The 23,349-nt window shown below is 63.0% G+C and carries 22 protein-coding genes; 15 read left to right on the top strand and 7 right to left on the bottom strand.

Annotated elements, in window-relative coordinates:
* The coding region (locus MUU55_RS18125; RefSeq protein WP_244762178.1) for a hypothetical protein at positions 1-276 on the top strand (276 nt) is incomplete at its 5' end.
* Here the strand turns inward: MUU55_RS18125 and MUU55_RS18130 are convergent.
* Together MUU55_RS18130 and MUU55_RS18135 are read right to left on the bottom strand one after the other, a co-directional pair.
* A complete protein-coding gene (locus MUU55_RS18130) occupies positions 269-1,582 on the bottom strand; it encodes an ABC transporter substrate-binding protein (protein WP_244762179.1) in 1,314 nt (437 codons plus the stop codon). The two genes, MUU55_RS18125 and MUU55_RS18130, sit on opposite strands and share 8 nt — an antisense overlap.
* A 181-nt stretch (positions 1,583-1,763) precedes the next feature.
* Positions 1,764-2,717 (bottom strand): sugar-binding transcriptional regulator, encoded by a 954-nt coding sequence (locus tag MUU55_RS18135; protein ID WP_244762180.1) that lies wholly within the window; start codon positions 2,715-2,717, stop codon positions 1,764-1,766.
* Positions 2,718-2,971: 254 nt separating this feature from the next.
* On the opposite strand from MUU55_RS18135, the gene MUU55_RS18140 reads away from it, so the two are divergent.
* Entirely contained in the window at positions 2,972-4,333 is a 1,362-nt protein-coding gene (locus MUU55_RS18140) for an NAD(P)-dependent oxidoreductase (protein ID WP_244762181.1), read from the top strand.
* A gap of 11 nt (positions 4,334-4,344) precedes the next feature.
* Positions 4,345-5,658, top strand: coding sequence for an NAD-dependent dihydropyrimidine dehydrogenase subunit PreA (gene preA / locus MUU55_RS18145; RefSeq protein WP_244762182.1), 1,314 nt, complete (start codon positions 4,345-4,347; stop codon positions 5,656-5,658).
* A 172-nt stretch (positions 5,659-5,830) separates the two neighbouring features.
* On the opposite strand, the gene MUU55_RS18150 is transcribed toward preA, so the two are convergent.
* Positions 5,831-6,463: an exopolysaccharide biosynthesis protein gene (locus MUU55_RS18150; RefSeq protein WP_244762183.1), complete on the bottom strand. Its 633-nt coding sequence runs from the start codon at positions 6,461-6,463 to the stop codon at positions 5,831-5,833.
* 120 nt (positions 6,464-6,583) lie between these two features.
* Here MUU55_RS18150 and MUU55_RS18155 point away from each other — a divergent pair, with 120 nt between their 5' ends.
* Positions 6,584-7,513 (top strand): DMT family transporter, encoded by a 930-nt coding sequence (locus MUU55_RS18155; RefSeq protein WP_244762184.1) that lies wholly within the window; start codon positions 6,584-6,586, stop codon positions 7,511-7,513.
* Here MUU55_RS18155 and MUU55_RS18160 read toward each other — a convergent pair.
* Positions 7,510-8,166, bottom strand: a complete 657-nt coding sequence (locus tag MUU55_RS18160) for a TetR family transcriptional regulator C-terminal domain-containing protein (RefSeq protein ID WP_244762185.1) — start codon at positions 8,164-8,166, stop codon at positions 7,510-7,512. The two genes, MUU55_RS18155 and MUU55_RS18160, sit on opposite strands and share 4 nt — an antisense overlap.
* Positions 8,167-8,441: 275 nt before the next feature.
* Between MUU55_RS18160 and MUU55_RS18165 the strand changes: the two genes are divergently transcribed.
* The 3 genes from MUU55_RS18165 (at position 8,442) to MUU55_RS18175 (ending at position 11,599) form a co-directional block, all read left to right on the top strand.
* The gene (locus MUU55_RS18165) at positions 8,442-9,692 is read left to right on the top strand and encodes a Zn-dependent hydrolase (protein WP_244762186.1); all 1,251 of its coding nucleotides are present in this window, start codon (positions 8,442-8,444) and stop codon (positions 9,690-9,692) included.
* 75 nt (positions 9,693-9,767) lie between these two features.
* Positions 9,768-11,222, top strand: coding sequence for a dihydropyrimidinase (hydA, locus tag MUU55_RS18170; protein WP_244762187.1), 1,455 nt, complete (start codon positions 9,768-9,770; stop codon positions 11,220-11,222).
* Complete coding sequence (locus MUU55_RS18175; RefSeq protein ID WP_244762188.1) at positions 11,222-11,599, top strand: hypothetical protein; 378 nt, start codon at positions 11,222-11,224, stop codon at positions 11,597-11,599. Before hydA ends, MUU55_RS18175 begins: the two co-directional genes overlap by 1 nt.
* 17 nt (positions 11,600-11,616) lie before the next feature.
* On the opposite strand, the gene MUU55_RS18180 is transcribed toward MUU55_RS18175, so the two are convergent.
* Entirely contained in the window at positions 11,617-12,030 is a 414-nt protein-coding gene (locus MUU55_RS18180) for a cupin domain-containing protein (protein WP_117371607.1), read from the bottom strand.
* Positions 12,031-12,155: 125 nt separating this feature from the next.
* Here MUU55_RS18180 and MUU55_RS18185 point away from each other — a divergent pair, with 125 nt between their 5' ends.
* From MUU55_RS18185 to MUU55_RS18220, 8 genes are all read left to right on the top strand, one after another.
* The gene (locus MUU55_RS18185) at positions 12,156-12,950 is read left to right on the top strand and encodes an ABC transporter ATP-binding protein (protein WP_425314197.1); all 795 of its coding nucleotides are present in this window, start codon (positions 12,156-12,158) and stop codon (positions 12,948-12,950) included.
* On the top strand, positions 12,950-13,285 hold the full coding sequence (locus tag MUU55_RS18190; RefSeq protein WP_244762189.1) for a hypothetical protein: 336 nt from the start codon (positions 12,950-12,952) through the stop codon (positions 13,283-13,285). Before MUU55_RS18185 ends, MUU55_RS18190 begins: the two co-directional genes overlap by 1 nt.
* 3 nt (positions 13,286-13,288) lie before the next feature.
* Complete coding sequence (locus tag MUU55_RS18195; protein WP_244762190.1) at positions 13,289-14,173, top strand: ABC transporter permease; 885 nt, start codon at positions 13,289-13,291, stop codon at positions 14,171-14,173.
* Positions 14,170-15,039 carry an ABC transporter permease gene (locus tag MUU55_RS18200; RefSeq protein ID WP_244762191.1) on the top strand — a complete coding sequence of 290 codons (870 nt, stop codon included), beginning with the start codon at positions 14,170-14,172 and terminating at the stop codon, positions 15,037-15,039. Before MUU55_RS18195 ends, MUU55_RS18200 begins: the two co-directional genes overlap by 4 nt.
* Positions 15,040-15,064: 25 nt before the next feature.
* Positions 15,065-16,057: an ABC transporter substrate-binding protein gene (locus MUU55_RS18205; protein ID WP_244762192.1), complete on the top strand. Its 993-nt coding sequence runs from the start codon at positions 15,065-15,067 to the stop codon at positions 16,055-16,057.
* A 308-nt stretch (positions 16,058-16,365) separates the two neighbouring features.
* Positions 16,366-17,574: an efflux RND transporter periplasmic adaptor subunit gene (locus MUU55_RS18210; protein WP_244762193.1), complete on the top strand. Its 1,209-nt coding sequence runs from the start codon at positions 16,366-16,368 to the stop codon at positions 17,572-17,574.
* Between the two features lie 122 nt (positions 17,575-17,696).
* On the top strand, positions 17,697-21,011 hold the full coding sequence (locus MUU55_RS18215) for an efflux RND transporter permease subunit (RefSeq protein WP_244762194.1): 3,315 nt from the start codon (positions 17,697-17,699) through the stop codon (positions 21,009-21,011).
* Between the two features lie 156 nt (positions 21,012-21,167).
* Complete coding sequence (locus tag MUU55_RS18220) at positions 21,168-21,851, top strand: Crp/Fnr family transcriptional regulator (RefSeq protein WP_244762195.1); 684 nt, start codon at positions 21,168-21,170, stop codon at positions 21,849-21,851.
* Between the two features lie 23 nt (positions 21,852-21,874).
* Here MUU55_RS18220 and ureE read toward each other — a convergent pair whose 3' ends face one another.
* Both ureE and MUU55_RS18230 read right to left on the bottom strand, forming a co-directional pair.
* Positions 21,875-22,357, bottom strand: coding sequence for an urease accessory protein UreE (gene ureE, locus MUU55_RS18225; RefSeq protein WP_244762680.1), 483 nt, complete (start codon positions 22,355-22,357; stop codon positions 21,875-21,877).
* 100 nt (positions 22,358-22,457) lie between these two features.
* Complete coding sequence (locus MUU55_RS18230) at positions 22,458-23,291, bottom strand: GGDEF domain-containing protein (RefSeq protein ID WP_244762196.1); 834 nt, start codon at positions 23,289-23,291, stop codon at positions 22,458-22,460.
* Between the last annotated feature and the right edge of the window lie 58 nt (positions 23,292-23,349).

Here is a 23,349-nt window from a genome sequence, read left to right on the forward strand (position 1 = left end):
AGCAAACCCACTGAGGGTGCCAACATCATCCGCGCCAAGCCGCGCGTGTTCTCCGTCGCCATAAACCTGACCTCCCCGTTTCGCCGGCAGCATCAGGCGCCGGACAGGCTTTCCACCCTCCCATGGATGGAACCCCAGATATTCTCGTCACTGCTTTGGATTTTCCGGCGCGGACGGCGGCGGGCCGCGCCGCGCCGGGAAGAAGCACCCCGTTTTCACGGCTGCCCGGAACGCATTCCGGGCAGCCTGTCCTTGGGGAGGAGGTTGCTTACTTGATGTAACCGGCGCGGGTCATCTCACGGGTGGTGACCGACTGTGCCTGTGCGAGTGCATCGTCGACCGACATCTGGCCGGCAAGCGCTGCCGAGAAGAGCTGACCGACCGTCGTGCCGAGACCCTGGAATTCCGGGATGGCGACGAACTGCACGCCGACATAGGGCACCGGCTTGACGGCCGGGTTCTTCGGGTCAGCTGCGTTGATCGAGTCGAGCGTCATCTTCGCGAAAGGAGCAGCCTTCTCGTACTCCTCGTTCGCATAGAGCGAGGAGCGCGTGCCCGGAGGAACGTTTGCCCAGCCTTCCTTCTCGGCGACGAGCTTGGTGTAGTCCTTGCTGGTTGCCCAGGCGATGAACTTCTCGGCCGATGCGGTCTTCTGCGAGCCAGCGGGGATTGCGAGGTTCCAGGCCCAGAGCCAGTTGCCGCGCTTGCCGAGGCCCGTATCAGGAGCGAGCGCATAGCCGACCTTGTCGGCAACCGTCGATTCCTTCGGGTTGGAAACGAAGGACGCCGCGACCGTGGCGTCGATCCACATGCCGCAATTGCCCTGCTGGAACAGCGCCAGGTTCTCGTTGAAGCCGTTCGAGGACGCGCCTTGCGGGCCGGCGTCGTTCATCAGCTTGACGTAGAAGTCGAGCGTGTTCTTCCATTCCGGCTGATCGAACTGCGGGGTCCACTTCTCGTCGAACCAGCGGGCGCCGAAGGCGTTCGCGGTTGCGGTCAGGAAGGCCATGTTCTCGCCCCAGCCGGCCTTGCCGCGCAGGCAGATGCCGTTGATGCCGGCATTGCGGTCGGTCATCTTGCGGGCAGCATCCGCAATGAACTCCCAGGTCGGGGCGTCGGGCATGGTGAGCCCAGCCTTTTCCATCAGGTCCTTGCGGTACATGACCATCGAACTTTCGCCGTAGAACGGCGCGGCATAGAGCTTGCCGTCCTCGCCGGTCAGACCGGAACGGATGGCCGGCAGCAGGTCGTCGACGTCGTAATCGGCGCCGAGATTGTCGAGCGGCACCAGCCAGCCCTGCTTGGCCCAGATCGGAACTTCATAGGTGCCGATCGTCATGATGTCGTACTGGCCGCCCTTCGTCGCGACGTCGGTCGTGACGCGCTCACGCAGCACGTTTTCCTCGAGCGTCACCCACTCGAGCTGAATGTCGGGGTTCTTGGTGGTGAAATCTTCCGTCAGTCCCTGCATGCGCACCATGTCGCCGTTGTTGACGGTAGCGATGGTCAGCGTTTCGGCATTGGCGAAACCGCACAGGAGAGCAGCCGAGCTGACGCCCAGCAGAAGGGTTCTCAAATTCATCATCTTCCTCCCAGAAGAGTTATGAGCATTTGCTTTGCTCGTGAGCAATTACCCACATAATGGCGCACAAAGTCAACGAACAATCGTTGCTGCACCGCACAACGCAGAGCAGCAAGCCTTGAATCCCATGGGAAATTTCTACGTGGAGAACGCTATTTCAGAGCGGGCGCATGACCGGCGATCAGGCCGAAAGCAGATGCCGCGCGGTCGCTTCATCTGTAATGAGACCGTTGATCATGCGTCCCCGCAGGGCCGAGAGAATGGCGAGATACTTGCGTTTGCCCTTGGCAAGGCCGATGACAGTGGTCGTTTCGCGCGGCGGAAGCGGTACGGCGGCGACCCTTTCGTTGATGCTGCCTTCGAGCAGCTTGCCGTTGCGGTCGAAGATCCAACCGCAAATCTCGCCGGCGCCCCCTTCGTCCATCACCTGGCTCACTTCCTCCGGCTTGAGGAAGCCGTCGAGGCACAGCGGCGCGTCCTCCCCCAGCTGTCCGACGCCGACAAAGGCGACATCCGCCTCCCGCCCGAGCTGCAACGTCGTCTGGACAAGGCTCTGCTTGTGCAGCAGGTCACGCTCCTCGGCCGAGGAGACGAGAACGGGCAGCGGCATCGGAAAGTGCCGCGCCTTGATCGCATCGGCCATCGAGAAGATGACGTTGTAGTAAGACGCCGAGCCGTCCGGCCCGATATTGCCGGTCAGAGACATGATACGGTGCTGGGGACATTCCATCGTCGGCAGCTGATCGATCGCCGCCTTCAGCGTACGGCCGGTACCGACGGCAAGCACGATGGGCTCGGATTTCTTCAGCCAACGTTCGATTTCCGCCGCCCCTGCCTCGGCGATACCGATCGTCGTGGAGGTCGAGCCGGGATCGCTCGGCACGATATCGACATGCACGAGGTCAAACTTCTTACGCAGCGCCTCTCCCAACTCCAGGCATTCGGCGATCGGGTGGTCGAGCCGCACCTTGATCAAGCGCTCGGCCACCGCCAGCGAAACCAGGCGTTGCGCGGACTGACGGGAGATCCCCATGGCGGACGCGATCTCGTCCTGCGTTCGACCCGCGACATAGTAGAGCCAGCCAGCCCGTGCCGCATCGTCCAGCCGTCCGGCCGTCTCGGTCCGCTTCGCCATCGTATTCCCCTTGTTTGTCCTGATTTGCTGCATCTTTTCCCGTCACCTGTCAAACGTCATCTGATGACGCAGCAAGGACAGGTAAGGACGCCGCCCTTTCTTGGGGGCGAAAAACATAACCGGAATTATCATGTTTATTTTTGCTGCAGGCACTGAAAAACCAGCATTTTTTCTGAAGTTTTACCGTTTGATAAAAAAATAAAGCTGAGTTACCGTTCTCTTATTCAAAAAGCCCACGCGAATGGGAGATAATTATGGGAACGACGCAATCTGGGATTCATCGGGGGCGTCTGACGCCGGCCGAATACGAGACGAACTTTTCCGACCTCCATCCGCGCCTCGACGACCACGAGGCGCTGGTTGCAGCCGATCGCTGCTACTTCTGTCATGACGCGCCGTGCATGACGGCCTGTCCGACCTCCATCGACATTCCGCTGTTCATTCGCCAGATCTCGACGGGCAATCCGGTCGGTTCGGCGAAGACCATCTTCGACCAGAACATTCTCGGCGGCATGTGCGCCCGCGTCTGTCCCACCGAGACGCTCTGCGAACAGGCCTGCGTGCGCAACACCGCCGAGCACCGTCCGGTGGAAATCGGCCGCCTGCAACGCTACGCGACCGATGTCGCGATCACCGAAAACCAGCATTTCTACGAACGTGCCGCGCGCACCGGTAAGGCGATCGCCGTCGTCGGCGCCGGCCCGGCCGGTCTCGCCTGCGCCCATCGGCTGGCCGTGGAAGGCCACGACGTCGTGATCTTCGAAGCCCGCGAAAAGGCCGGCGGTCTCAACGAATACGGCATCGCCACCTACAAGGCGGTCGACGATTTCGCCCAGCGCGAAGTCGATTACGTGCTCGCCATCGGCGGTATCGAGGTGAAGAACGGCCTGAAGCTCGGCCGCGACTTCACCCTTGCCGATCTCACCGCCAATTTCGATGCCGTCTTCCTCGGCATGGGTCTGGGTGGCGTCAACGCTCTCGGCGCGGAAGGCGAAAACCTGCCCGGCGTCTATGACGCGGTCGATTTCATCGCGGAGCTGCGCCAGGCCGCCGACAAGGCGACCGTTCCGGTCGGCCGCCGCGTCGTCGTCATCGGCGGCGGCATGACCGCCATCGACGCCGCCGTCCAGGCAAAGCTGCTCGGCGCCGAGGAAGTGACGATCTGTTACCGCCGCGGCAAGGAGCACATGAACGCCTCGCCCTTCGAGCAGGACCTCGCCGCCTCCAAGGGCGTGATGATCCGCCATTGGCTGCGGCCGAAGCGGGTGATCGCCCGTGACGGTCAGGTCGCCGGCATCGAGATGGAATATACCGAACTCCAGGACGGCAGGCTCGCCGGCACCGGCGAGACGGGTGTTCTCACCGCCGACCAGATCTTCAAGGCCATCGGCCAGACCTTCGAAGCAGCAGGCCTTGGCGCGCTGGCCCTGTCCGGCAACCGCATCGCCATCGATAGCGAAGGCCGCACCTCCGTCGCCAATGTCTGGGCGGGCGGGGACTGCGTGAAGGCGGGCGAGGACCTGACGGTCACCTCCGTCGCCCAGGGCCGCGATGCGGCCGATTCGATCAACCGCATGCTCGCTGCCGGTGCGCAGCCGGCCTCTGCCGTCGCTTGAGGAGATGAGACATGGCTGATCTTCGCAACAATTTCGTCGGCATCAAATCGCCCAACCCGTTCTGGCTCGCTTCCGCGCCGCCGACCGACAAGGCCTACAATGTCGAGCGCGCCTTCAAGGCGGGCTGGGGCGGCGTGGTCTGGAAGACGCTCGGCGAGGAAGGCCCGCCTGTTGTCAACGTCAACGGCCCGCGCTACGGCGCGATCTGGGGCGCCGACCGCCGCCTGCTTGGCCTCAACAATATCGAACTGATCACCGACCGCGACCTCTATACCAACCTGCGCGAGATGAAGCAGGTCAAGATGAACTGGCCGGACCGGGCGCTGATCGCCTCGATCATGGTGCCCTGCGAGGAGGAGAGCTGGAAGGCGATCCTGCCTCTGGTGGAAGAAACCGGCGCTGACGGCATCGAACTCAATTTCGGCTGTCCGCACGGCATGTCCGAGCGCGGCATGGGTGCCGCCGTCGGTCAGGTGCCGGAGTATATCGAAATGGTCGTGCGCTGGTGCAAGCAGTACACGCGCATGCCCGTCATCACCAAGCTGACACCCAACATCACCGACATCCGCAAGCCCGCCCGCGCGGCCAAGTCCGGCGGCACCGATGCAGTATCGCTGATCAACACGATCAACTCGATCGTGTCCGTCGATCTCGACAATTTTGCCCCGAACCCAACGGTCGGCGGCAAGGGCACGCATGGCGGCTATTGCGGCCCTGCCGTGAAACCCATCGCGCTCAACATGGTGGCCGAGATCGCCCGCGATCCGGAGACTTACGGCCTGCCGATCTCCGGCATCGGCGGCGTCACGACCTGGCGCGATGCGGCGGAATTCCTGGTGCTCGGCGCCGGCAATGTGCAGGTCTGCACGGCGGCGATGACCTACGGCTTCAAGATCGTGCAGGAGATGATCACGGGCCTGTCGAGCTGGATGGACGCCAAGGGTCACCGCACGCTCGACGACATCTGCGGCCGCGCCGTACCCAACGTCACCGATTGGCAGTATCTCAACCTCAACTACATCGCAAAGGCCCATATCGACCAGGATGCCTGCATCAAATGCGGCCGCTGCCACATCGCCTGCGAGGACACCTCGCACCAGGCGATCACGCAGTTCGTCGATGGCGTCAGGCATTTCGAGGTGATGGAAGACGAGTGCGTCGGCTGCAATCTCTGCGTCAATGTCTGCCCCGTCGAGAACTGCATCACCATGGTCGGCCTCGAGCCCGGCACGCTCGACCAGCGCACCGGCAAGACGGTCGACCCGAATTATGCGAACTGGACGACGCACCCCAACAATCCGATGGCCCGGCAGGCTGCGGAATAAACGAAAAGGCCGGGGTCATGCCCCGGCCTTGTGTCCAAGCGAATGCCCTCAGCGAGCGCTCTTTCAAGCAAAGCCCGCTCCTCCACCTTCGTCATCCCCGGGCTTGACCCGAGGATGACGGAGGAGAGGCCGTTGCCCAACTCGGCAACGAGCGATGCGACTGAAATCGGCCTCACCCGAAGAAACTATTGCCCGCGCTGTAGGCGAGGAAAGCAAGCGCCGCAAAATACACGATCGTCAGCACCACCATCACATAGCCCGCGAGCACGATCAGGCCGTCGCGCTGCGAAATGCCGGCGGCGAGCAGCAGGATCGCCACGCCCGGCAGGGTGTTGGAAAAGGGAATGAGCCCGAGCGGAGCCATCAGCAGGATGCCTGCCCCCATGAGCACCAGACCGTTGACGCGGTTCATCACCGCACCGGTCGTGAGGCCCGTCATGCGCGGTTTGAAGAAGCGGTCGATCTTGCGCAGGAATGTCACGCCACGCTCCAGCACCGGCCGGAGCTTGCTGCTTTCCAGGCGCCGGTCGGCCACCTTTGCCGGCAGCCAGGGCAGACGGTTGAGCGTGATCGCCGCGCTGATCAGCACGATGCCCGCGCCGAACACCGTCGAGACACCGGGAATGGAAACAGGAAACAGGAAGGGCAGCGACAGGAAGGCGCAGAGGAGCAGCAGTCCGCTTTCGCCCATCATGGCAAGAAGGTCGCGCAGCGTGATGTGCTCGCCCTTGATAGCATGAATGATATCCTCAAGCAGTTCGCTCGTCTTGCGGTCGGTATCCTTGAAGCCGATGGCCGTGGTCATTGCATGTCCTTTGCTGTGTCGCCGGGGATATGGGTGGCGATTGCGGCATTCCTGTGGGGTAGCGCACCGAGACGCGCCGGTCTATGACCGTGCCGCGCCGCTGACAATAGGGTGATTTTCTTGACGAAACGTATGCCGGCCCGGGCGGGCCTCTCCACCCATGCCACGGGCCGTGAGAAGCTCAAGGGCCATCTCGCAATGCTGCTCTTCGCCGTGCTGATCGCCGGCTCGTTCTCTTTCGGTGGGCTGGCGGCGCGATACATGGAGGCCGAGCCGCTGACGCTCTGGCGCTACATCATGACCATCGTCGTCATGGCCGCCCTTGCCTTCGGCGCCTTTCGGGTTCCGGCCGTCTGGCCAAAGGAAATCTGGCGCTTCCTTCTGCTCGGCGGGCTCATCGCCATCTACATGCTCACCATGTTCACCGCGCTGGAATATACCAGCCCCATCGCGACGGGTGCTGTTTTTACCCTGATGCCGCTCTTGAGCGCCGGCTTCGCCCTGCCCGTGCTCGGCCAGAGGACGCGGCCCGGCGTGCTCGCCGGCCTCGTCATCGCCGCCGCCGGCGCCGTCTGGGTGATCTTTCGCGGCAATATCGCCGATATCCTAGCTTTCGATGTCGGCACCGGCGAGATGATCTTCTTTGCCGGCGTCGTCTGCCATGCGCTCTATGTGCCGCTGATCCGCCGCTTCGACCGCGGCGAGCCCGCCGTCGCCTTCGGTTTCTGGGTTACGGCCGGTGCTACGATCTGGCTGATCGCGCCGGGCATCCGCGGCCTCGTCGCGACGGATTTCTCCGCCCTGCCGCTGACCGTTTATGCCGCCGTCACCTATCTCGCCGTCGTCACGACGGCCGGCACGTTTCTCCTGCTGCAATATGCCTCGATGCGCCTGCCAGCCTCGAAGGTTCTAGGCTACGGCTATCTCACGCCGAGCTTCATCATCCTGCTGGAAGGTATTTTAGGCCATGGCTGGGCAAGTCTGCCGGTGCTGGCAGGCGCGCTGATCACGGCCTGTGGTCTCGCGCTCATGGCCCTCCTGCCCGATTAAGCCTCGGAAGGCTGCTCGCTGACATTAAGTCCGCCGAGAAAGAGCTGTTCGAGGAAACGCGCCGCATCCTCGAACCGGCCTTCGCCGGACTGACCCTGCCCCAGCACGGCACGCACCTGCACATCGAAGTCGGCATAGTGCTGGGTCGTCGACCAGATCGAGAAGATGAGGTGATAGGGATCGCATTTGGCGATCTTGCCCGCCTTGGCCCAGCTCCGGATCACCTCGGCCTTTTCATCGACGAGGGATTTCAGCGGGCCCTTCAACTCGTCCTCGATATTGGGCGCCCCCTGCAGGATTTCATTAGCGAAAAGCCGGCTTTCGCGGGGAAAATCGCGCGCCATCTCGAGCTTGCGCCTGATATAGCTGCGGATTTCCGAGACGGGATTGCCTTCCGCGTCGAACTCGCGCAGCGGATCCAGCCAGGTGTCAAGCACGCGCGTGATCAGTGCCCGGTGCATCGTCTCCTTGGTGCGGAAATAATAGAGCAGATTGGGCTTCGACATGCCGGCCACTTCGGCGATCTGGTCCACGGTCGCCCCGCGGAACCCGTGCAGCGAAAAGACCTCCAGCGCCGCCTCGAGGATCTGCTCCTCCTTCGCCTCCTGGATGCGCGTGCGCCGCTGTGTCCTGGCCGCCCTTGGTAGTGCCATCTTGCCCCCTCGGCGCTTTCCGGAATTGCGAAAAGTGCCGCCAAATTCACCAGTTTAACCAGCCGCCATTTTCTTGGGCGAGACCTCAAGGTTTTTGGTTTTTCGGCTTGAGTGCCGCAACGGAAGCTGTAATGTTTACCAACCGGTCAAATTATCAGACAGTTATCAAGTAAAGGCAACTGCTGAGTCGGACAGGCGCAAAACAAACAAGCGCGCCGCCAGCCGGTGGGAACAGATTGAGGCTTTCAAAGCCCGAAGACGTGGGAGCATACGACATGGCCGCACCCGGCGAGAACATGCGTGTCAACGCGGACCGCCTGTGGGACACCCTCATGGACATGGCGAAGATCGGCCCCGGCATTGCCGGCGGCAACAATCGGCAGACGCTGACCGATTCAGACGCCGAAGGCCGCCGCCTCTTCCAGACCTGGTGCGAAGGCGCCGGCCTTTCCATGGGTGTCGACACCATGGGCAACATGTTCATGACGCGCGAGGGCGCCGACCCCGAGGCTCTTCCCGTCTATGTCGGCTCGCATCTCGATACCCAGCCGACCGGCGGCAAATATGACGGCGTGCTCGGCGTGCTCGCCGGCCTCGAAGTCATCCGCTCGCTGAACGATCTCGGCATCAGGACGAAGCACCCGATCGTCGTCACCAACTGGACGAACGAGGAAGGTGCGCGCTTCGCCCCGGCCATGCTCGCCTCCGGCGTTTTCGCCGGCGTGCACAGCCAGGATTATGCCTATGGCCGCAAGGATCCCGAAGGCAAGACCTTCGGCGACGAGCTGAAACGCATCGGCTGGGTCGGTGACGAGACGGTCGGCGCGCGCAAGATGCACGCCTATTTCGAATATCACATCGAGCAGGGTCCGATCCTCGAAGCCGAGAAGAAGGACATCGGCGTCGTCACGCACTGTCAGGGCCTGTGGTGGCTGGAATTCACGCTGACCGGCCGCGAGGCGCATACTGGCTCGACGCCGATGAACCTGCGCGTCAATGCCGGTCTTGCGATGTCGCGCATCCTCGAAATGGTGCAGACTGTCGCCATGGAAAACCAGCCAGGCGCCGTCGGCGGTGTCGGCCAGGTGTTCTTCTCGCCGAATTCGCGCAACGTGCTGCCCGGCAAAGTCGTCTTCACCGTCGATATCCGTTCGCCCGACCAGGCGAAGCTCGACAGCATGCGTGCCCGTATCGAGGCGGAAGCGCCAAAAATCTGCGACGCGCTCGGCGTGGGCTGTTCCGTCGAGGCCGTCGGCCATTTCGATCCCGTCACCTTCGACCCGACGCTGGTCTCGGCCGTGCGCAAGGCGGCGGAAGACCTCGGCTACAGCCACATGAACATCATCTCCGGCGCCGGCCACGACGCCTGCTGGGCCGCCAAGGTCGCGCCTGCCACGATGATCATGTGCCCCTGTGTCGGCGGCCTCTCGCACAACGAGGCGGAGGACATTTCGAAGGAGTGGGCCGCCGCCGGTGCGGATGTGCTGCTGCATGCGGTGATCGAGACGGCGGGCATCGCCGAATGATCTTTCCCGCCCGGCACGCCGGGCGGTCTTGCGCTTCAAGCGCCAGCAAAAATTAAAGACAGGGAACGAACCAACATGAGCACAGTCATCAAGGGCGGAACCGTTGTCACCGCCGATCTGACCTACAAGGCGGACGTCAAGATCGAGGGTGGGAAGATCGTCGAGATCGGCCCCAATCTCTCGGGCGACGAGGTGCTGGATGCGGCCGGTTGTTATGTCATGCCGGGCGGCATCGATCCGCATGTGCATCTCGAAATGCCCTTCATGGGCACCTATTCGGCCGACGATTTCGAAAGCGGCACGCGCGCCGGCCTTGCCGGCGGCACGACCATGGTAGTGGATTTCTGCCTGCCCGATCCCGGCCAGTCGCTGCTCGACGCGCTGAAGCGCTGGGACAACAAGTCCACCCGCGCCAATTGCGACTATTCCTTCCACATGTCCGTAACGTGGTGGGGCGAACAGGTCTTCAACGAAATGAAGGCCATCGTGGAGGAAAAGGGCATCAACACCTTCAAGCACTTCATGGCTTACAAGGGCGCGTTGATGGTGAACGACGACGAGATGTTCGCCTCGTTCCAGCGCTGTGCGGCGCTCGGCGCGCTGCCGCTCGTCCATGCCGAAAACGGCGACGTCGTCGCCGCCATGCAGACCAAGCTGATGGATGAGGGCAATAACGGCCCCGAGGGCCATGCCTATTCGCGCCCGCCGTCCGTCGAGGGCGAGGCGACGAACCGCGCCATCATCATCGCCGACATGGCAGGCAGCCCGCTTTACGTCGTGCACACCTCCTGCGAACAGGCGCATGAAGCCATCCGCCGCGCCCGCCAGAACGGCATGCGCGTCTATGGCGAACCGTTGATCCAGCACCTGACGCTCGACGAGAGCGAGTATTTCAACAAGGACTGGGACCACGCCGCCCGCCGCGTGATGAGCCCGCCCTTCCGCAACAAGCAGCACCAGGATTCGCTTTGGGCGGGCCTTGCCAGCGGCTCGCTGCAGGTGGTGGCGACCGACCATTGCGCCTTCACGACCGACCAGAAGCGCACCGGTGCCGGCGATTTCCGCAAGATCCCCAACGGTACCGGCGGCCTTGAAGACCGCATGCCGATGCTCTGGACCAACGGCGTCAACACCGGTCGCCTCACCATGAACGAGTTCGTGGCCGTGACGTCCACCAACATCGCCAAGATCCTCAACGTCTATCCGCGCAAGGGAGCGATCCTCGTCGGCGCGGATGCGGATATCGTCGTGTGGGATCCGAAGCGCTCCAAGACCATTTCCGCCAAGAGCCAGCAGTCGTCGATCGATTACAATGTCTTCGAGGGCAAGGAGGTTGTCGGCCTGCCGCGCTACACGTTGACGCGCGGCGTCGTCGCCATCGAGGAAAGTACGGTCAAGACCCGCGAGGGCCATGGCCAGTTCGTCAAGCGCGAGCCCTTCGCCGCCGTCAGCAAGGCGCTGTCGACCTGGAAGGAAATCACCGCGCCGCGCAAGGTGGAGCGCAGCGGCATTCCGGCGAGCGGCGTCTGATGCCGGCCGCCCGCGCGCTCCCGGCGCTCCTTCTCGGCCTTGCGCTTGCCGGTCCGGCGGGGGCGGCAGCCGATATCGTCGATGGCAGCTATGGCAACGCCGAAGGCTGCCACTATTCGGAAACCGAAGAATCCTCCGGTGCCGATGTCTTCTTTCTCCTGAACAAGGAGGGCGTCACCACGGCAGCCTCCTATTGCGAGTTCAAAGGCGACGCCAAGAAAGTTGGCGGCGCCACCGTCGTGAAGGCCGAATGCAGCGACGAGGGCGGAGAACCGCCGATAACTTACGAGTTGACGCTGACGCCTGACAATGGCGGCTACACGGTCAGCTTCCCCGACGGCACACGCTGGGGACCTCTGACAAGGTGCAAGAAATAATGGGTGGGCGAAGACCCTTAGCGCGGAACCAGCGCCTCGAGATGCGGCAGAAGCACCACGCTCTCCTGCTCGTGGGGATCTGTCCGGGCAATGACCGCGGATGCCGGCTGATCGGAGAGATTGGCGGGCAGATGGGGCATGCCGGCGGGGATGTAGAACATCTCGCCCGCCTTGACGATCACGTGATTCTCCAGCCGTTCGCCGTACCAGGTATGCGCCTCGCCGGAGAGCATGTAGATCGCCGTTTCATGGCTCTCATGCATATGCGCCTTCGCACGCCCGCCCGGCGGGATCGTCAGAAGATGCATGCAGATGCCCGAGGCGCCGACGCTTTCGCGCGCAATACCCTCGAAATAGCTGAACCCTTGCTTGCCGTCATAGGTGCTGCCTGGTCGCACGATCCGGCAGTCGGCTTTCGTTTCACCCGTCATGTTCCTCTCCCCCGAAAGATTTCCGTGCCCAAAGTGATAGCGAAGACAATGCCGATTGCAATGCCGGGACGGGACATGCAGTCTGCCGGAAACCGCGCCGTGCGAGGCGCCGAAAGATGATGAGCATGGCCCCAGCGAATACCGTCGTCTGTGCAAAGGATCTCGGCCTCACCTTCCAGACCGCCGATGGCCCCGTCACGGCGCTGACGGGCGTCAATCTCAACGTCGAAAAGGGCGATTTCGTCTCCTTCATCGGCCCGTCCGGCTGCGGCAAGACGACTTTTTTGCGCGTCATCGCCGATCTGGAAAAGCCGACCTCCGGCACCATCACCGTCAACGGCCTCACACCGGAAGAGGCCCGCAAACGCCGCGCCTATGGCTATGTCTTCCAGGCCGCAGCGCTCTATCCCTGGCGCACGATCGAGAAGAACATCGCGCTGCCGCTCGAAATCATGGGCTATTCGAAGGCCGAACAGCAGGCGCGCATCGCCAAAACGCTCGACCTCGTCAACCTTACGGGCTTCGGCAAGAAATATCCCTGGCAGTTGTCGGGCGGCATGCAACAGCGCGCCTCGATTGCCCGCGCGCTCGCCTTCGACGCCGATCTTCTCCTGATGGACGAGCCCTTCGGCGCACTCGACGAGATCGTGCGCGACCATCTCAACGAGCAGCTCCTGAAACTCTGGGACGCCACCCAGAAGACGATCTGCTTCGTCACCCATTCGATCCCCGAGGCCGTCTATCTCTCGACGAAGATCGTCGTCATGAGCCCCCGCCCCGGCCGCGTGACCGACGTCATCGATTCGCCGCTGCCCCGGGAGCGTCCGCTCGGCATCCGCGAAACCCCGGAATTCCTCGAAATCGCCCACCGGGTCCGCGAGGGCCTGCGCGCCGGCCACAGCTACGAGGAGCATGCCTGATGAAGCTCTCCTTCATGCTCTGGCTGTTCGGCGCCACCGCCGTCTTCATCGGCGCGGCGACGTCTTCGCGGGCCTATATCGGCACCACGAATATCCTCTATCTCCTCTTGTCCATGGCGCTCTACATCGTCGGCAACCTGATGATGCTGAAACTGATGCGTGAAGGCGGGCTCGGGCTTGCCATCTCGCTATCCGCCATCACGCAGCTGCTGCTGGTCAATGTCATCGCCTTTTTCTTCTTCGGCGAGCGGCTGAGCCAGACGCAGCTTGCCGGCGTCGCGCTCGGCATCCTTGCCATGGGGCTGATGCTCATGCCCTCATCGGCGCGGAGCTGAGCCATGGGGGAAGCAAGTATTCTAAGAGACCGCCTTCTCCCCATCGGCACCGTGGTGCTCGCGCTGCTTGCTCTCTGGTATGTCTTCGTCGTGGTGCTGAACGCGCCCTTCGAGCGCGACACCGCCGCCCGCGCAGGCACGACTATCAGCTTCGCAGAGCTGCTGCCGAAGACCATGGCGCAGGAGCGCCCCGTCCTGCCGGCGCCACATCAGGTCTTCGCCGAGCTCTGGGATACGACGGTCAACAAGGCGATCACCTCGAAGCGCAGCCTCGTGTATCATGCCTGGGTCACGCTGTCGGCGACGCTGATGGGCTTCGGCATGGGCGCGGTGCTCGGCATCCTGCTGGCCATCGCCATCGTGCACAACCGCGCCATGGACCGCTCGCTGATGCCCTGGGTCATCGCCAGCCAGACGATCCCCATCCTCGCCATCGCGCCGATGATCATCGTCGTCCTCAATGCGGTCGGCATATCCGGCCTGATGCCGAAGGCGCTGATCTCGACCTATCTGTCCTTCTTCCCCATCGTCGTCGGCATGGTGAAGGGCCTGCGCAGCCCCGAACAGATCCAGCTCGACCTGATGCACACCTACAATGCGTCTGCCACCCAGACCTTCTGGAAGCTGCGCTGGCCGTCCTCCATGCCCTATCTCTTCACGTCGCTGAAGGTGGCGATCGCCATCTCGCTCGTCGGCGCGATCGTCGGCGAATTGCCGACCGGTGCCGTCGCAGGCCTCGGCGCGCGCCTGCTCGCCGGCTCCTACTATGGCCAGACGGTGCAGATCTGGGCCGCCCTCTTCATGGCGGCCGCAGTCGCGGCCCTGCTCGTCATCGTCGTCGGCTTTGCCCACACCCTCGTCCTCAAGCGCATGGGGGCACGGGCATGAACCTTTCCATCCTGCTTTCCGCCATCGTCTTCTGGCTTGCCGCCTGGGCCTTCAACGAATGGCTGGTGCGCCAGAGATTCTTGAACCCCGCGGCCAACCGCGCCGCGCGCATCGCCGTGCCGCTGATCTTCGGCGCGACCATCCTCGTGCTGTGGGAAGGCATCGTGCGCGGCTTCAACGTGCCCTCCGTGCTGCTGCCGCCCCCGAGCATGATCTGGGCGCGGCTGATCAGCTCGGTGCCGACGCTCTGGGCGGATTTCCGCCAGACCTTCCTGAAATCGGTAATCACGGGCTATGCGCTGGGCTGCGGCCTCGGCTTCCTCGTCGCCATCCTCATCGACCGCTCGCCTTTCCTGCAGAAGGGCCTGCTGCCGCTCGGCAATTTCGTCTCGGCGCTGCCGGTGATTGGCGTCGCCCCCATCATGGTCATGTGGTTCGGCTTCGACTGGCAGTCAAAGGTCGCCGTCGTCGTCATCATGACCTTCTTCCCCATGCTGGTGAACACGGTCTCCGGCCTTGCCGCGACAAGCCACATGGAGCGCGACCTGATGCGCACCTATGCCGCCGACTGGTTCCAGACGCTCGTCAAGCTGCGCCTTCCGGCCGCCTGGCCCTTCATCTTCAACGCTCTCAAGATCAACTCGACGCTGGCGCTGATCGGCGCGATCGTCGCCGAGTTCTTCGGAACCCCCATCGTCGGCATGGGCTTCCGGATTTCCACGGAAGTGGGACGCATGAATGTCGACATGGTCTGGGCCGAAATCGCGGTTGCCGCGGTGGCTGGCTCCGCTTTCTACGGGGCGGTCGCGCTCATCGAGCGGATCGTCACGTTCTGGCATCCGTCTGTCCGTGGTGGACAGGCGTAAAACAAAGAAGAAAGAGGGAACTGACATGAAAAAGACGATTGCATCGATGCTGCTCGCAAGCGCCTTCTCGCTTGCCGCGTTCCACGCGAACGCCGCCGACAAGGTGACGCTCCAGCTGAAATGGGTGACCCAGGCCCAGTTCGGCGGCTACTATGTCGCCAAGGACAAAGGGTTCTACGAAGAGGAAGGTCTCGACGTCGAAATCAAGCCCGGCGGACCTGACATTGCTCCCGCGCAGGTAATCGCCGGCGGCGGCGCCGACGTCATCGTCGACTGGATGCCATCGGCGCTCGCCACCCGCGAAAAAGGCGTGCCGCTCGTCAATATCGCCCAGCCGTTCAAATCCTCGGGCATGATGCTGACCTGTTTGAAGGAATCCGGCATCAAGGGTCCGGACGATTTCAAGGGCAAGACGCTCGGCGTCTGGTTCTTCGGCAACGAGTATCCTTTCCTCTCCTGGATGAGCCACCTGAAGATTCCGACCGATGGCGGGCCCGAGGGCGTGACCGTCCTCAAGCAGGGCTTCAACGTCGATCCATTGATCCAGAAGCAGGCCGCCTGCATTTCTACCATGACCTACAACGAATACGGCCAGGTTCTCGATGCCGGCATCAAGCCGGAGGACCTCGTGACCTTCAAGTACGAGGACCAGGGCGTCGCCACGCTGGAAGACGGCCTCTACGTGCTGGAAGACAAGCTCAAGGACCCGGCCTTCAAGGAAAAGATGGTCAAGTTCGTGCGCGCCTCGATGAAGGGTTGGAAATATGCCGAGGAAAACCCGGATGAGGCCGCTGCCATCGTTCTCGAAAACGACTCGACCGGCGCACAGACCGAAGCCCACCAGAAACGCATGATGGGCGAAGTCGCCAAGCTGACGGCCGGCTCCAACGGCGCGCTCGACGAAGCGGACTACAAACGCACCGTCGCCTCGCTTCTGGCTGGCGGTTCCGATCCTGTTATCTCCAAGGAGCCGGAAGGCGCCTGGACGCATGAAGTCACGGACGAAGCGCTGAAATAATCCCTCACCCGAGGGCATCGACGTGCGGGGCCGCAAGCCCCGCACGTTTTCGTTTCCGCGGCAAACACTACGGCGTCCTGTCGCCATTGCCATGGAAAAGCCAAACGCATAAAATAATGAGGCACCATTCCGTTACCTCTTGTAAGGGTGACGGACGCCAATTACATAGACCGCACAGTGGGAAACCTGGGAGAGGCCGACATTGCCCTTTCCGTGTCCGCTATACTGGCAGGAATAGGGTCCGGAACACAAAAAGAACGCCCGGATCACGATCATATAAAGTCATGCTCTTTGGGAAAGTTCGGCCAATGGCTTCTGGACACAGGAAAGTCCTCTCTTTTTCCGTCGCCGCTTTCATGACGGCAACGCCGGGTCTTGCGCTCGCTGCCGATGCGGCAACGGCCACCGGTGAAACGCAGCAGCAGACCCAGAACCTCCCGGCGATCGTCGTCAGTGCCGCCGAGACGCGCACCATCGTCGACCGCGTCATCGCGACCGGCACGGTGCAGGCCGTCGAAGAGGTCTATGTCGTGCCGCTGGTCGACGGCCTCTCCATCCGCACGCTCGCCGCCGATGTCGGTGACACGGTCGCGGCGGACGGCACGCTCGCCACGCTGAACGACGACACGCTCGTCCTGCAGAAGAGCCAGAACGAAGCCTCGCTCGCCAAGGCGAAGGCCGCACTGGCGCAGATCAAGGCCCAGCACGTGGAAGCGAAGGCCAATGCCGACGAGGCCATCCGCGCCCGTGATCGTGCGCTGAAGCTCGTGAAATCCGGCTCACAATCGCAGGCCAATGCCGATCAGGCCGTGGCAACGGCCGATGCCGCGCTCGCCCGCGTCAACTCCGCCGAACAGGCGATCGCCGTTTCGGAGGCCGACATCAAGGTCGCGGAAACCCAGATCGACGACATCGCCCTGAAGCTGGCGCGAACCGCCGTGAAGTCGCCGGTCGCCGGTGTCGTCGCCGCCCGTACGGCCAAGATCGGCGCGATCGCCAGCGGTGCCGGCTCGCCGCTCTTCACCGTCATCCGTAATGGTGAGATCGAGCTGAAAGCCGACGTTTCGGAAGACTCCGTGCTCAAGCTCGCAGCCGGTCAGAAGGCTACCGTCAAGCTGGCCGGTGGCGCTGCATCGCTCACGGGCGTAATTCGCCTCGTCGAGCCGACGCTCGACCCGCAGAGCCGCCTTGGCCGCGTCTATATCCGCTTCGACGAGCCGGACAAGGCCCGCGCCGGCATGTTCGCCAGCGCCGAAATCATTGTGGAGGAGCACGAAGGCATCGTGCTTCCGCTTTCGGCCATCACGACCGCCGACGGCAAGACTGTGGCTCGCAAGGTCGAGAGCGGCGTCGTCAAGCTTGTCCCGGTCCAGACCGGCATCCAGGACGGCCAGGTGATCGAGATCGTCAGCGGCCTTGCAGCCGGCGACGAGGTGGTGGCCAAGGCCGGAGCCTATGTGCGCGACGGCGACAAGGTCAATCCGGTGCATGCCGAACAGGCTTCGGCAACGAAATGACGTGAGGCCTCGCCGCGGCGAGGCCGGTAGTGCCGGGCGGGGGCGCCCGGTGGCATGACGGGTGAGCCGGGAGGGGCCGGAGCCCGAACGACGTCTGGTCTCTTTACAAGGACTTTGGGGACATGAATTTTTCAGCTTGGTCCATTCGCAATCCGATTGCGCCGCTGCTCGCGTTTTTCCTGCTGATCTATGTCGGCATATCCTCGTTTTATTCGCTGCCGATCACGCGCTTCCCGAATATCGACGTGCCGATCGTCGCGATCAACGTGACGCAGAGTGGCGCGGCACCGGCCGAGCTCGAGGTTCAGGTCACCAAGGAAATCGAGGACGCGGTCGCCGGCATCGAGGGTGTCAAGGACATCATGTCGACCGTGACGGACGGCACCTCGCTGACCTCCGTCGTCTTCGAGATCGAAAAGCCGACCAACCAGGCCCTTCAGGACGTCAAGGACGCGATCGACCGCATCCGCAGCGACCTCCCGGCCTCAGTCGATGAACCTGTCGTCACCAAGGTCGATGTCGAAGGCCAGGCCATCCAGACCTTCGCCGTGTCCTCTCCGAACATGACGCTGGAAGAGCTGTCGTGGTTCGTCGACGACAAGGTCAAGCGCGCCCTGCAAGGCCAACCGGGCATCGGCAAGATCGACCGCTTCGGCGGCGCGGACCGTGAGGTGCGCATCGATCTCAACCCGGACAAGCTGGAATCCTTCGGCATCACCGCGGCCGACGTGAACCGTCAGGTCCGCAGCATGAACGCCGACGCCGGTTCCGGCCGCGGCCAGATCGCCGGAGCCGAACAGGCCATCCGCACGCTGGGCGACGCCCGCTCCGTCGAGAAGCTCACCAACACGATGATCGCGCTGTCGAACGGTCGTTTCGTGCGCCTTTCGGAGCTCGGCAACATAACGGACACCTTCGAGGAGCCGCGCTCCTTCTCGCGCTTCAACGGCAATCCGGTCGTTACCTTCGCCGTCTTCCGGTCGAAGGGCGCAAGCGAGGTGACCGTCGCCGAATCCGTCGCCGGCGCGCTGGAGAAGGTCCGCAAACAGTATCCCGACACCTCCATCGAGCTGGTGGACGATGCGGTTTACTTCACCTATGGCAACTACGAGTCGGCACTCCACACGCTGATCGAAGGTGCATTGCTTGCGACCATCGTGGTGCTTCTCTTCCTGCGCAACTGGCGCGCAACCCTGATCTCCGCCGTTGCCCTGCCGCTTTCGGCCATACCGACCTTCTTCGTCATGGACATGATGGGCTTCTCGCTGAACCTCGTCTCGTTCCTGGCGCTGACGCTCGCCACCGGCATCCTGGTCGATGACGCGATCGTGGAAATCGAAAACATTGCGCGACACATCCGCATGGGCAAGACGCCCTATCGGGCAGCCATCGAGGCGGCGGACGAAATCGGCCTTGCCGTCATCGCGACGACCTTCACCATCATCGCGGTTTTCGTTCCCGTCTCCTTCATGCCGGGCGTCGCAGGCCAGTATTTCATCCAGTTCGGCCTGACAGTCGCCGTCGCGGTGTTCTTCTCCCTTGTCGTGGCACGCCTGATCACACCGGTCATGGCCGCCTATCTCATGCGCTCCGGCGATGCGGATGGCCATGGCGATGAAGAGGAAGGCCGCTTCATGCGCGGCTACACCTGGCTCGTCAGCAAAACGACGGGTACCTGGTACGCGCGCTATGCCACGCTCGCCGCGGCCATCGCGTTCCTCGTCGGCTCGGTCATGCTTCTATCGACCGTGCCCGGCAGCTTCCTGCCGCCGGAAGACGCCTCGCGCATCGTGCTGTCCGTCGAACTGCCGCCGGATGCGATGCTGGCCGACACCGATCGCACCACCACGAAGATCTATGACAGTGTGAAGGATATCAACGGCGTCGCGGGCGTCTTCGTGCTCGGCGGCTCCTCGCCCAAGGGCGATCTCGAACTGCGCCGCGCATCCGTGACCGTCATTCTCGACAAGCTGGAGCATTCGCTGCTGCACAAGCTGGTCAATGACGTGGCCGGCAAGATCCCGCTCATCGGCCCCTATCTGCCGAAGATGGAAGCCAAGGGCCGCCTGCGTCCCCAGTGGGATATCGAGAAGGAAATCTTCGCGACCCTTCGCACGATCCCCGATGTCCGCATCATAAAGCTCAATGACCGCGGCGAACGTGACCTTGCCTTCAACGTGCTCTCCAACAACGAGGCGGATCTCAACGCCACCGTCGGTTTGCTGGAAGCCAAGCTGCGGGCGGACCCGATCCTGTCGAATGTCAGCTCGGAAGGCTCGCTGCCGCGTCCGGAGCTGCAGATTCGTCCCCGTGACGAGCAGATGGCGCGCCTTGGCATCACCACCGCGCAGATTTCGGAAGTCATCCGCGTTGCCACGATCGGCGACATCGATTCCCAACTCAGCAAGGTTTCGCTGGATGACCGCCTGATCCCGATCCGCATCCAGGTCGACCGGAACTTCCGGGCCGATCTCGGCGCGATCCGCAACCTGAAGATCCAGACCGCAGCCGGCCAGTTCGTGCCGCTGTCGAGCGTGGCCGACATCGACTATTCGGAAGGCCCCAGCTCGGTGAAGCGCCATGACCGCAATCGCGTCGTGCAAATCGGCTCCGACCTTCGTCCTGGCGTCGCGCTCGACACGGCAACAGCGCGCTTCAAGGAGATCGCCGCCAGCATCGACATGCCGCCAACGGTGCAGTTCACGGAAAGCGGTGACGCCGAAGTGCAGGCAGAAATGGTGCAGTCCTTCGGCAACGCCATGCTGCTTGGCCTGCTGCTGGTGCTGATGGTTCTCATCCTGCTCTTCAAGGACGTGATCCAGCCCTTCACCATCCTGTTCTCGCTGCCGCTCGCCATCGGCGGCGTGGCGGCCGGTCTGATCCTGACGCAGAACGCGCTCTCCATGCCCGTACTCATCGGCATCCTGATGCTGATGGGCATCGTGACGAAGAACGCCATCCTGCTCGTCGATTTCGCCATCGAGATGATGCACAAGGGCATGCACCGCGTAGAAGCGATGATCGAAGCCGGCCGCAAGCGCGCCCGCCCGATCGTCATGACCTCGATCGCCATGTCCGCAGGCATGCTGCCATCCGCGCTCGGCGTCGGCGAAGGCGGCTCGTTCCGCTCACCGATGGCGATTGCCGTGATCGGCGGTATCATCGTCTCGACGGTGCTATCGCTCATCGTCGTTCCCTCGTTCTTCCTGATCATGGACGACCTGTCGCGCCTGCTGGCCTGGCTGTTCGGCCGCTTCGTCGGCAAGAAGGACGATGAGCTGCTCGCCATGGAGCCGGAAGCGCTGACCCGCCTTGCCGACCAGACGAGCCGCGACGTCGCCGATCTCGAAAAGCGCATCGAGACGCTTGAGAAGAAAGCCCCCGGCGAGCGCAAGCCCTTTACCGTGGTACATCACTCGCCGCTCGCCGCCGAGTAGGCCAACACGGTTTCGATCCAAAACGGCCGGTTCGATTGATTTCGAGCCGGCCGTTTTTTCGTTGATTGATCGAAATCAAGTAACGATTACACGACCTCGACTATCGTTCTCCCATCAAAGAACCAGAAATGCCTGCGGGAGCATGGAGTGAGATCGATGAACAGGCTGATGAAACCCGGCGCACGGGAGCGTGAAACCCTGCTGAGTTCCGGCCTGCTGGCGGCACTCGGCGTGGAAAGCGTCGCGGCGATGATGGAGATCGCGGTGATCGGCAGCCTGCCGGCACGCCAGATTCTCTTCCGAGAGGGCGAGCCGGCCGATCTCCTGCATTGCGTGCTATCGGGTTACATCCGCGTCTACAAGCTCGACCCTGACGGACGCGAGGCCGATGTCGAACTCTACGGTCCCGGCGATCTCATCGGTGCAAGCGTCGTCCTCGACGGCGGCCGCTACGCGGCAACGGCACAGGCGGCCGAACCGGCGCTCATCGCGCGCTTCGATCTGAAGCGCGTGCGCGACATCGCAAACCGCCGGCCGGACCTTGCCGTAGCGCTCGCCAATGCGCTCTCCGCTCAACTGGCAAAAGCCTTCGCAAGCCTCTCCAACGACCGGCTGCACACCGCTCCGCAGCGCGTGGCGCGCTACCTGCTTGCCCATTGTTCAGTCGAAGGCAAGGCGACCAGCTTCCGCCTGCCCTATCAGAAGAGCCTGCTCGCCGGCAAACTAGGGCTGGCGCCGGAGGCGCTCTCCCGGGCCTTTTCCATGCTGCGCAGCTATGGCGTCAATGTCCGAGGCCGGTTGGTCCATATCGGCGATCCCGAGGCGCTTCGCCGGCTCTGACCGGCGATGCGAGCGGCATTGTCTCAGCCATGACTGTGGTGATGGTGCCCGTGATCGTGGCCATGCCCTGAACCGTGGTAGGCCCCGCGCACGGGATGGAACGGCTCCGAGACATCACGCACGCCGGCCCCAAGCCCGATCAGCATGTCCTTGATGACATGATCGCGCAGGATGAGGATGCGCGCCTCTTCGATCTGCGCCGGCAGATGGCGGTTGCCGAGATGCCAGGCGAGTTCGACCAGATGCAGCCTGTCGCGCGGCATCACCTCATAGAGCAGTTCCTCGGCGGCGATCACTTCGATCGTCTCGCCGGTTTCGGTCAGAAGCAGATCGCCATGGGCCAGCTGTACCGGCTCTTTGAGATCGAGCATCACGACATCGTCGTGCTGCATGTGCAGCAGCTTGCGCCGCACATGGCGCTGGTCATGCGCCAGAACCACGACATCAATGGGCGAGCGGTCTGCGCCAGCGCCGTGCGACAGGATTTGCGTGGAGCGATAGGGCAAGGCTAACCTCTGAAGTCGGTGGATCGATACCATCGACAAAAGCATGTTTGCCTCGGCAAGGAAACCGCCGTTCGGTCCGCTTCCATCATTTCCGCGTATATCAGCGCCGCCGGCCGCCTGCAGCGACACGACGGCTTGGGGCCAGCAACTCGTCGCTTTCGTCCTCGTGGATGGCGCGGTCGCGGCCGAAGGATTTCGCAAGATAAAGCGCGCGATCCGCCGCCTCGAAAACAGAGGTGAACGGCCGCTGCGGCATATGATCGGCTATACCGGCCGACAGAGTTACCGATATCGTTCCCTCGCCCGTTTCTATACGGCGTGCGGCAACCGAGCGGCGCGCCTCCTCAACCAGCAGACAGCAGTCGCCCCGATCGTTTCCGCATATCACCACGGCAAACTCCTCTCCGCCGAAGCGGGCGACGATATGCGCCGGCGTAAAAACCCTTTGCAGCTCTTCCGCAACGGCAACGATGACCGCATCGCCCACGGCGTGACCATGCGTATCGTTCACGGCCTTGAAACGATCGACGTCGAACAGCACGAAGAAACCGCTGATCTTCGTCTCCGCCAGCGTGTCGGTAAACGCCCGGCGGTTCAACAGGCCCGACAGCGGATCGAGCCGGCTCAGCCGCTCGAATTCGGCCCGCGACAGGGAGAGCTCACGGATCGCCGCACCGATCAGCCAGGCGAGCAGCGCGGTGACGCTTGCCGCGATCAGGATCGTCGTCAGGCCACCAAACCGGAGCGCGGTGCCGAAAGGATAGGGCAGAAGGCCCAAACTCGCCAGAATGGCGGCAAACATCAAATACGTCGCGGTCGCGAGCGCCACCGCCACCAGAACGACGTTCAGCACGAAAGTGCCAATATCAGCCTTCGTCTCGAAGCCGACAAAATCGATCTGAGCCCTCAGCCAAAGGGCCAGCTTGGCACGCATAAATCTCTCCACAGAGCAATTCCATCAAGGTGCAGCCGATAGGCCGCGGAACTGCATC

The organism is Shinella curvata (assembly GCF_022899935.1).
Lineage (GTDB): Bacteria > Pseudomonadota > Alphaproteobacteria > Rhizobiales > Rhizobiaceae > Shinella > Shinella curvata.

Excerpts from the sequence above, each read along its gene's own strand:
- MUU55_RS18130 (WP_244762179.1), bottom strand. The coding sequence starts at position 1,582 with ATGAATTTGAGAACCCTTCTGCTGGGCGTCAGCTCGGCTGCTCTCCTG.
- MUU55_RS18135 (WP_244762180.1), bottom strand. The coding sequence starts at position 2,717 with ATGGCGAAGCGGACCGAGACGGCCGGACGGCTGGACGATGCGGCACGG.
- MUU55_RS18140 (WP_244762181.1), top strand. The coding sequence starts at position 2,972 with ATGGGAACGACGCAATCTGGGATTCATCGGGGGCGTCTGACGCCGGCC.
- preA (WP_244762182.1), top strand. The coding sequence starts at position 4,345 with ATGGCTGATCTTCGCAACAATTTCGTCGGCATCAAATCGCCCAACCCG.
- MUU55_RS18150 (WP_244762183.1), bottom strand. The coding sequence starts at position 6,463 with ATGACCACGGCCATCGGCTTCAAGGATACCGACCGCAAGACGAGCGAA.
- MUU55_RS18160 (WP_244762185.1), bottom strand. The coding sequence starts at position 8,166 with ATGGCACTACCAAGGGCGGCCAGGACACAGCGGCGCACGCGCATCCAG.
- MUU55_RS18165 (WP_244762186.1), top strand. The coding sequence starts at position 8,442 with ATGGCCGCACCCGGCGAGAACATGCGTGTCAACGCGGACCGCCTGTGG.
- hydA (WP_244762187.1), top strand. The coding sequence starts at position 9,768 with ATGAGCACAGTCATCAAGGGCGGAACCGTTGTCACCGCCGATCTGACC.
- MUU55_RS18175 (WP_244762188.1), top strand. The coding sequence starts at position 11,222 with ATGCCGGCCGCCCGCGCGCTCCCGGCGCTCCTTCTCGGCCTTGCGCTT.
- MUU55_RS18180 (WP_117371607.1), bottom strand. The coding sequence starts at position 12,030 with ATGACGGGTGAAACGAAAGCCGACTGCCGGATCGTGCGACCAGGCAGC.
- MUU55_RS18185 (WP_425314197.1), top strand. The coding sequence starts at position 12,156 with ATGGCCCCAGCGAATACCGTCGTCTGTGCAAAGGATCTCGGCCTCACC.
- MUU55_RS18190 (WP_244762189.1), top strand. The coding sequence starts at position 12,950 with ATGAAGCTCTCCTTCATGCTCTGGCTGTTCGGCGCCACCGCCGTCTTC.
- MUU55_RS18195 (WP_244762190.1), top strand. The coding sequence starts at position 13,289 with ATGGGGGAAGCAAGTATTCTAAGAGACCGCCTTCTCCCCATCGGCACC.
- MUU55_RS18200 (WP_244762191.1), top strand. The coding sequence starts at position 14,170 with ATGAACCTTTCCATCCTGCTTTCCGCCATCGTCTTCTGGCTTGCCGCC.
- MUU55_RS18205 (WP_244762192.1), top strand. The coding sequence starts at position 15,065 with ATGAAAAAGACGATTGCATCGATGCTGCTCGCAAGCGCCTTCTCGCTT.
- MUU55_RS18210 (WP_244762193.1), top strand. The coding sequence starts at position 16,366 with ATGGCTTCTGGACACAGGAAAGTCCTCTCTTTTTCCGTCGCCGCTTTC.
- MUU55_RS18215 (WP_244762194.1), top strand. The coding sequence starts at position 17,697 with ATGAATTTTTCAGCTTGGTCCATTCGCAATCCGATTGCGCCGCTGCTC.
- MUU55_RS18220 (WP_244762195.1), top strand. The coding sequence starts at position 21,168 with ATGAACAGGCTGATGAAACCCGGCGCACGGGAGCGTGAAACCCTGCTG.
- MUU55_RS18230 (WP_244762196.1), bottom strand. The coding sequence starts at position 23,291 with ATGCGTGCCAAGCTGGCCCTTTGGCTGAGGGCTCAGATCGATTTTGTC.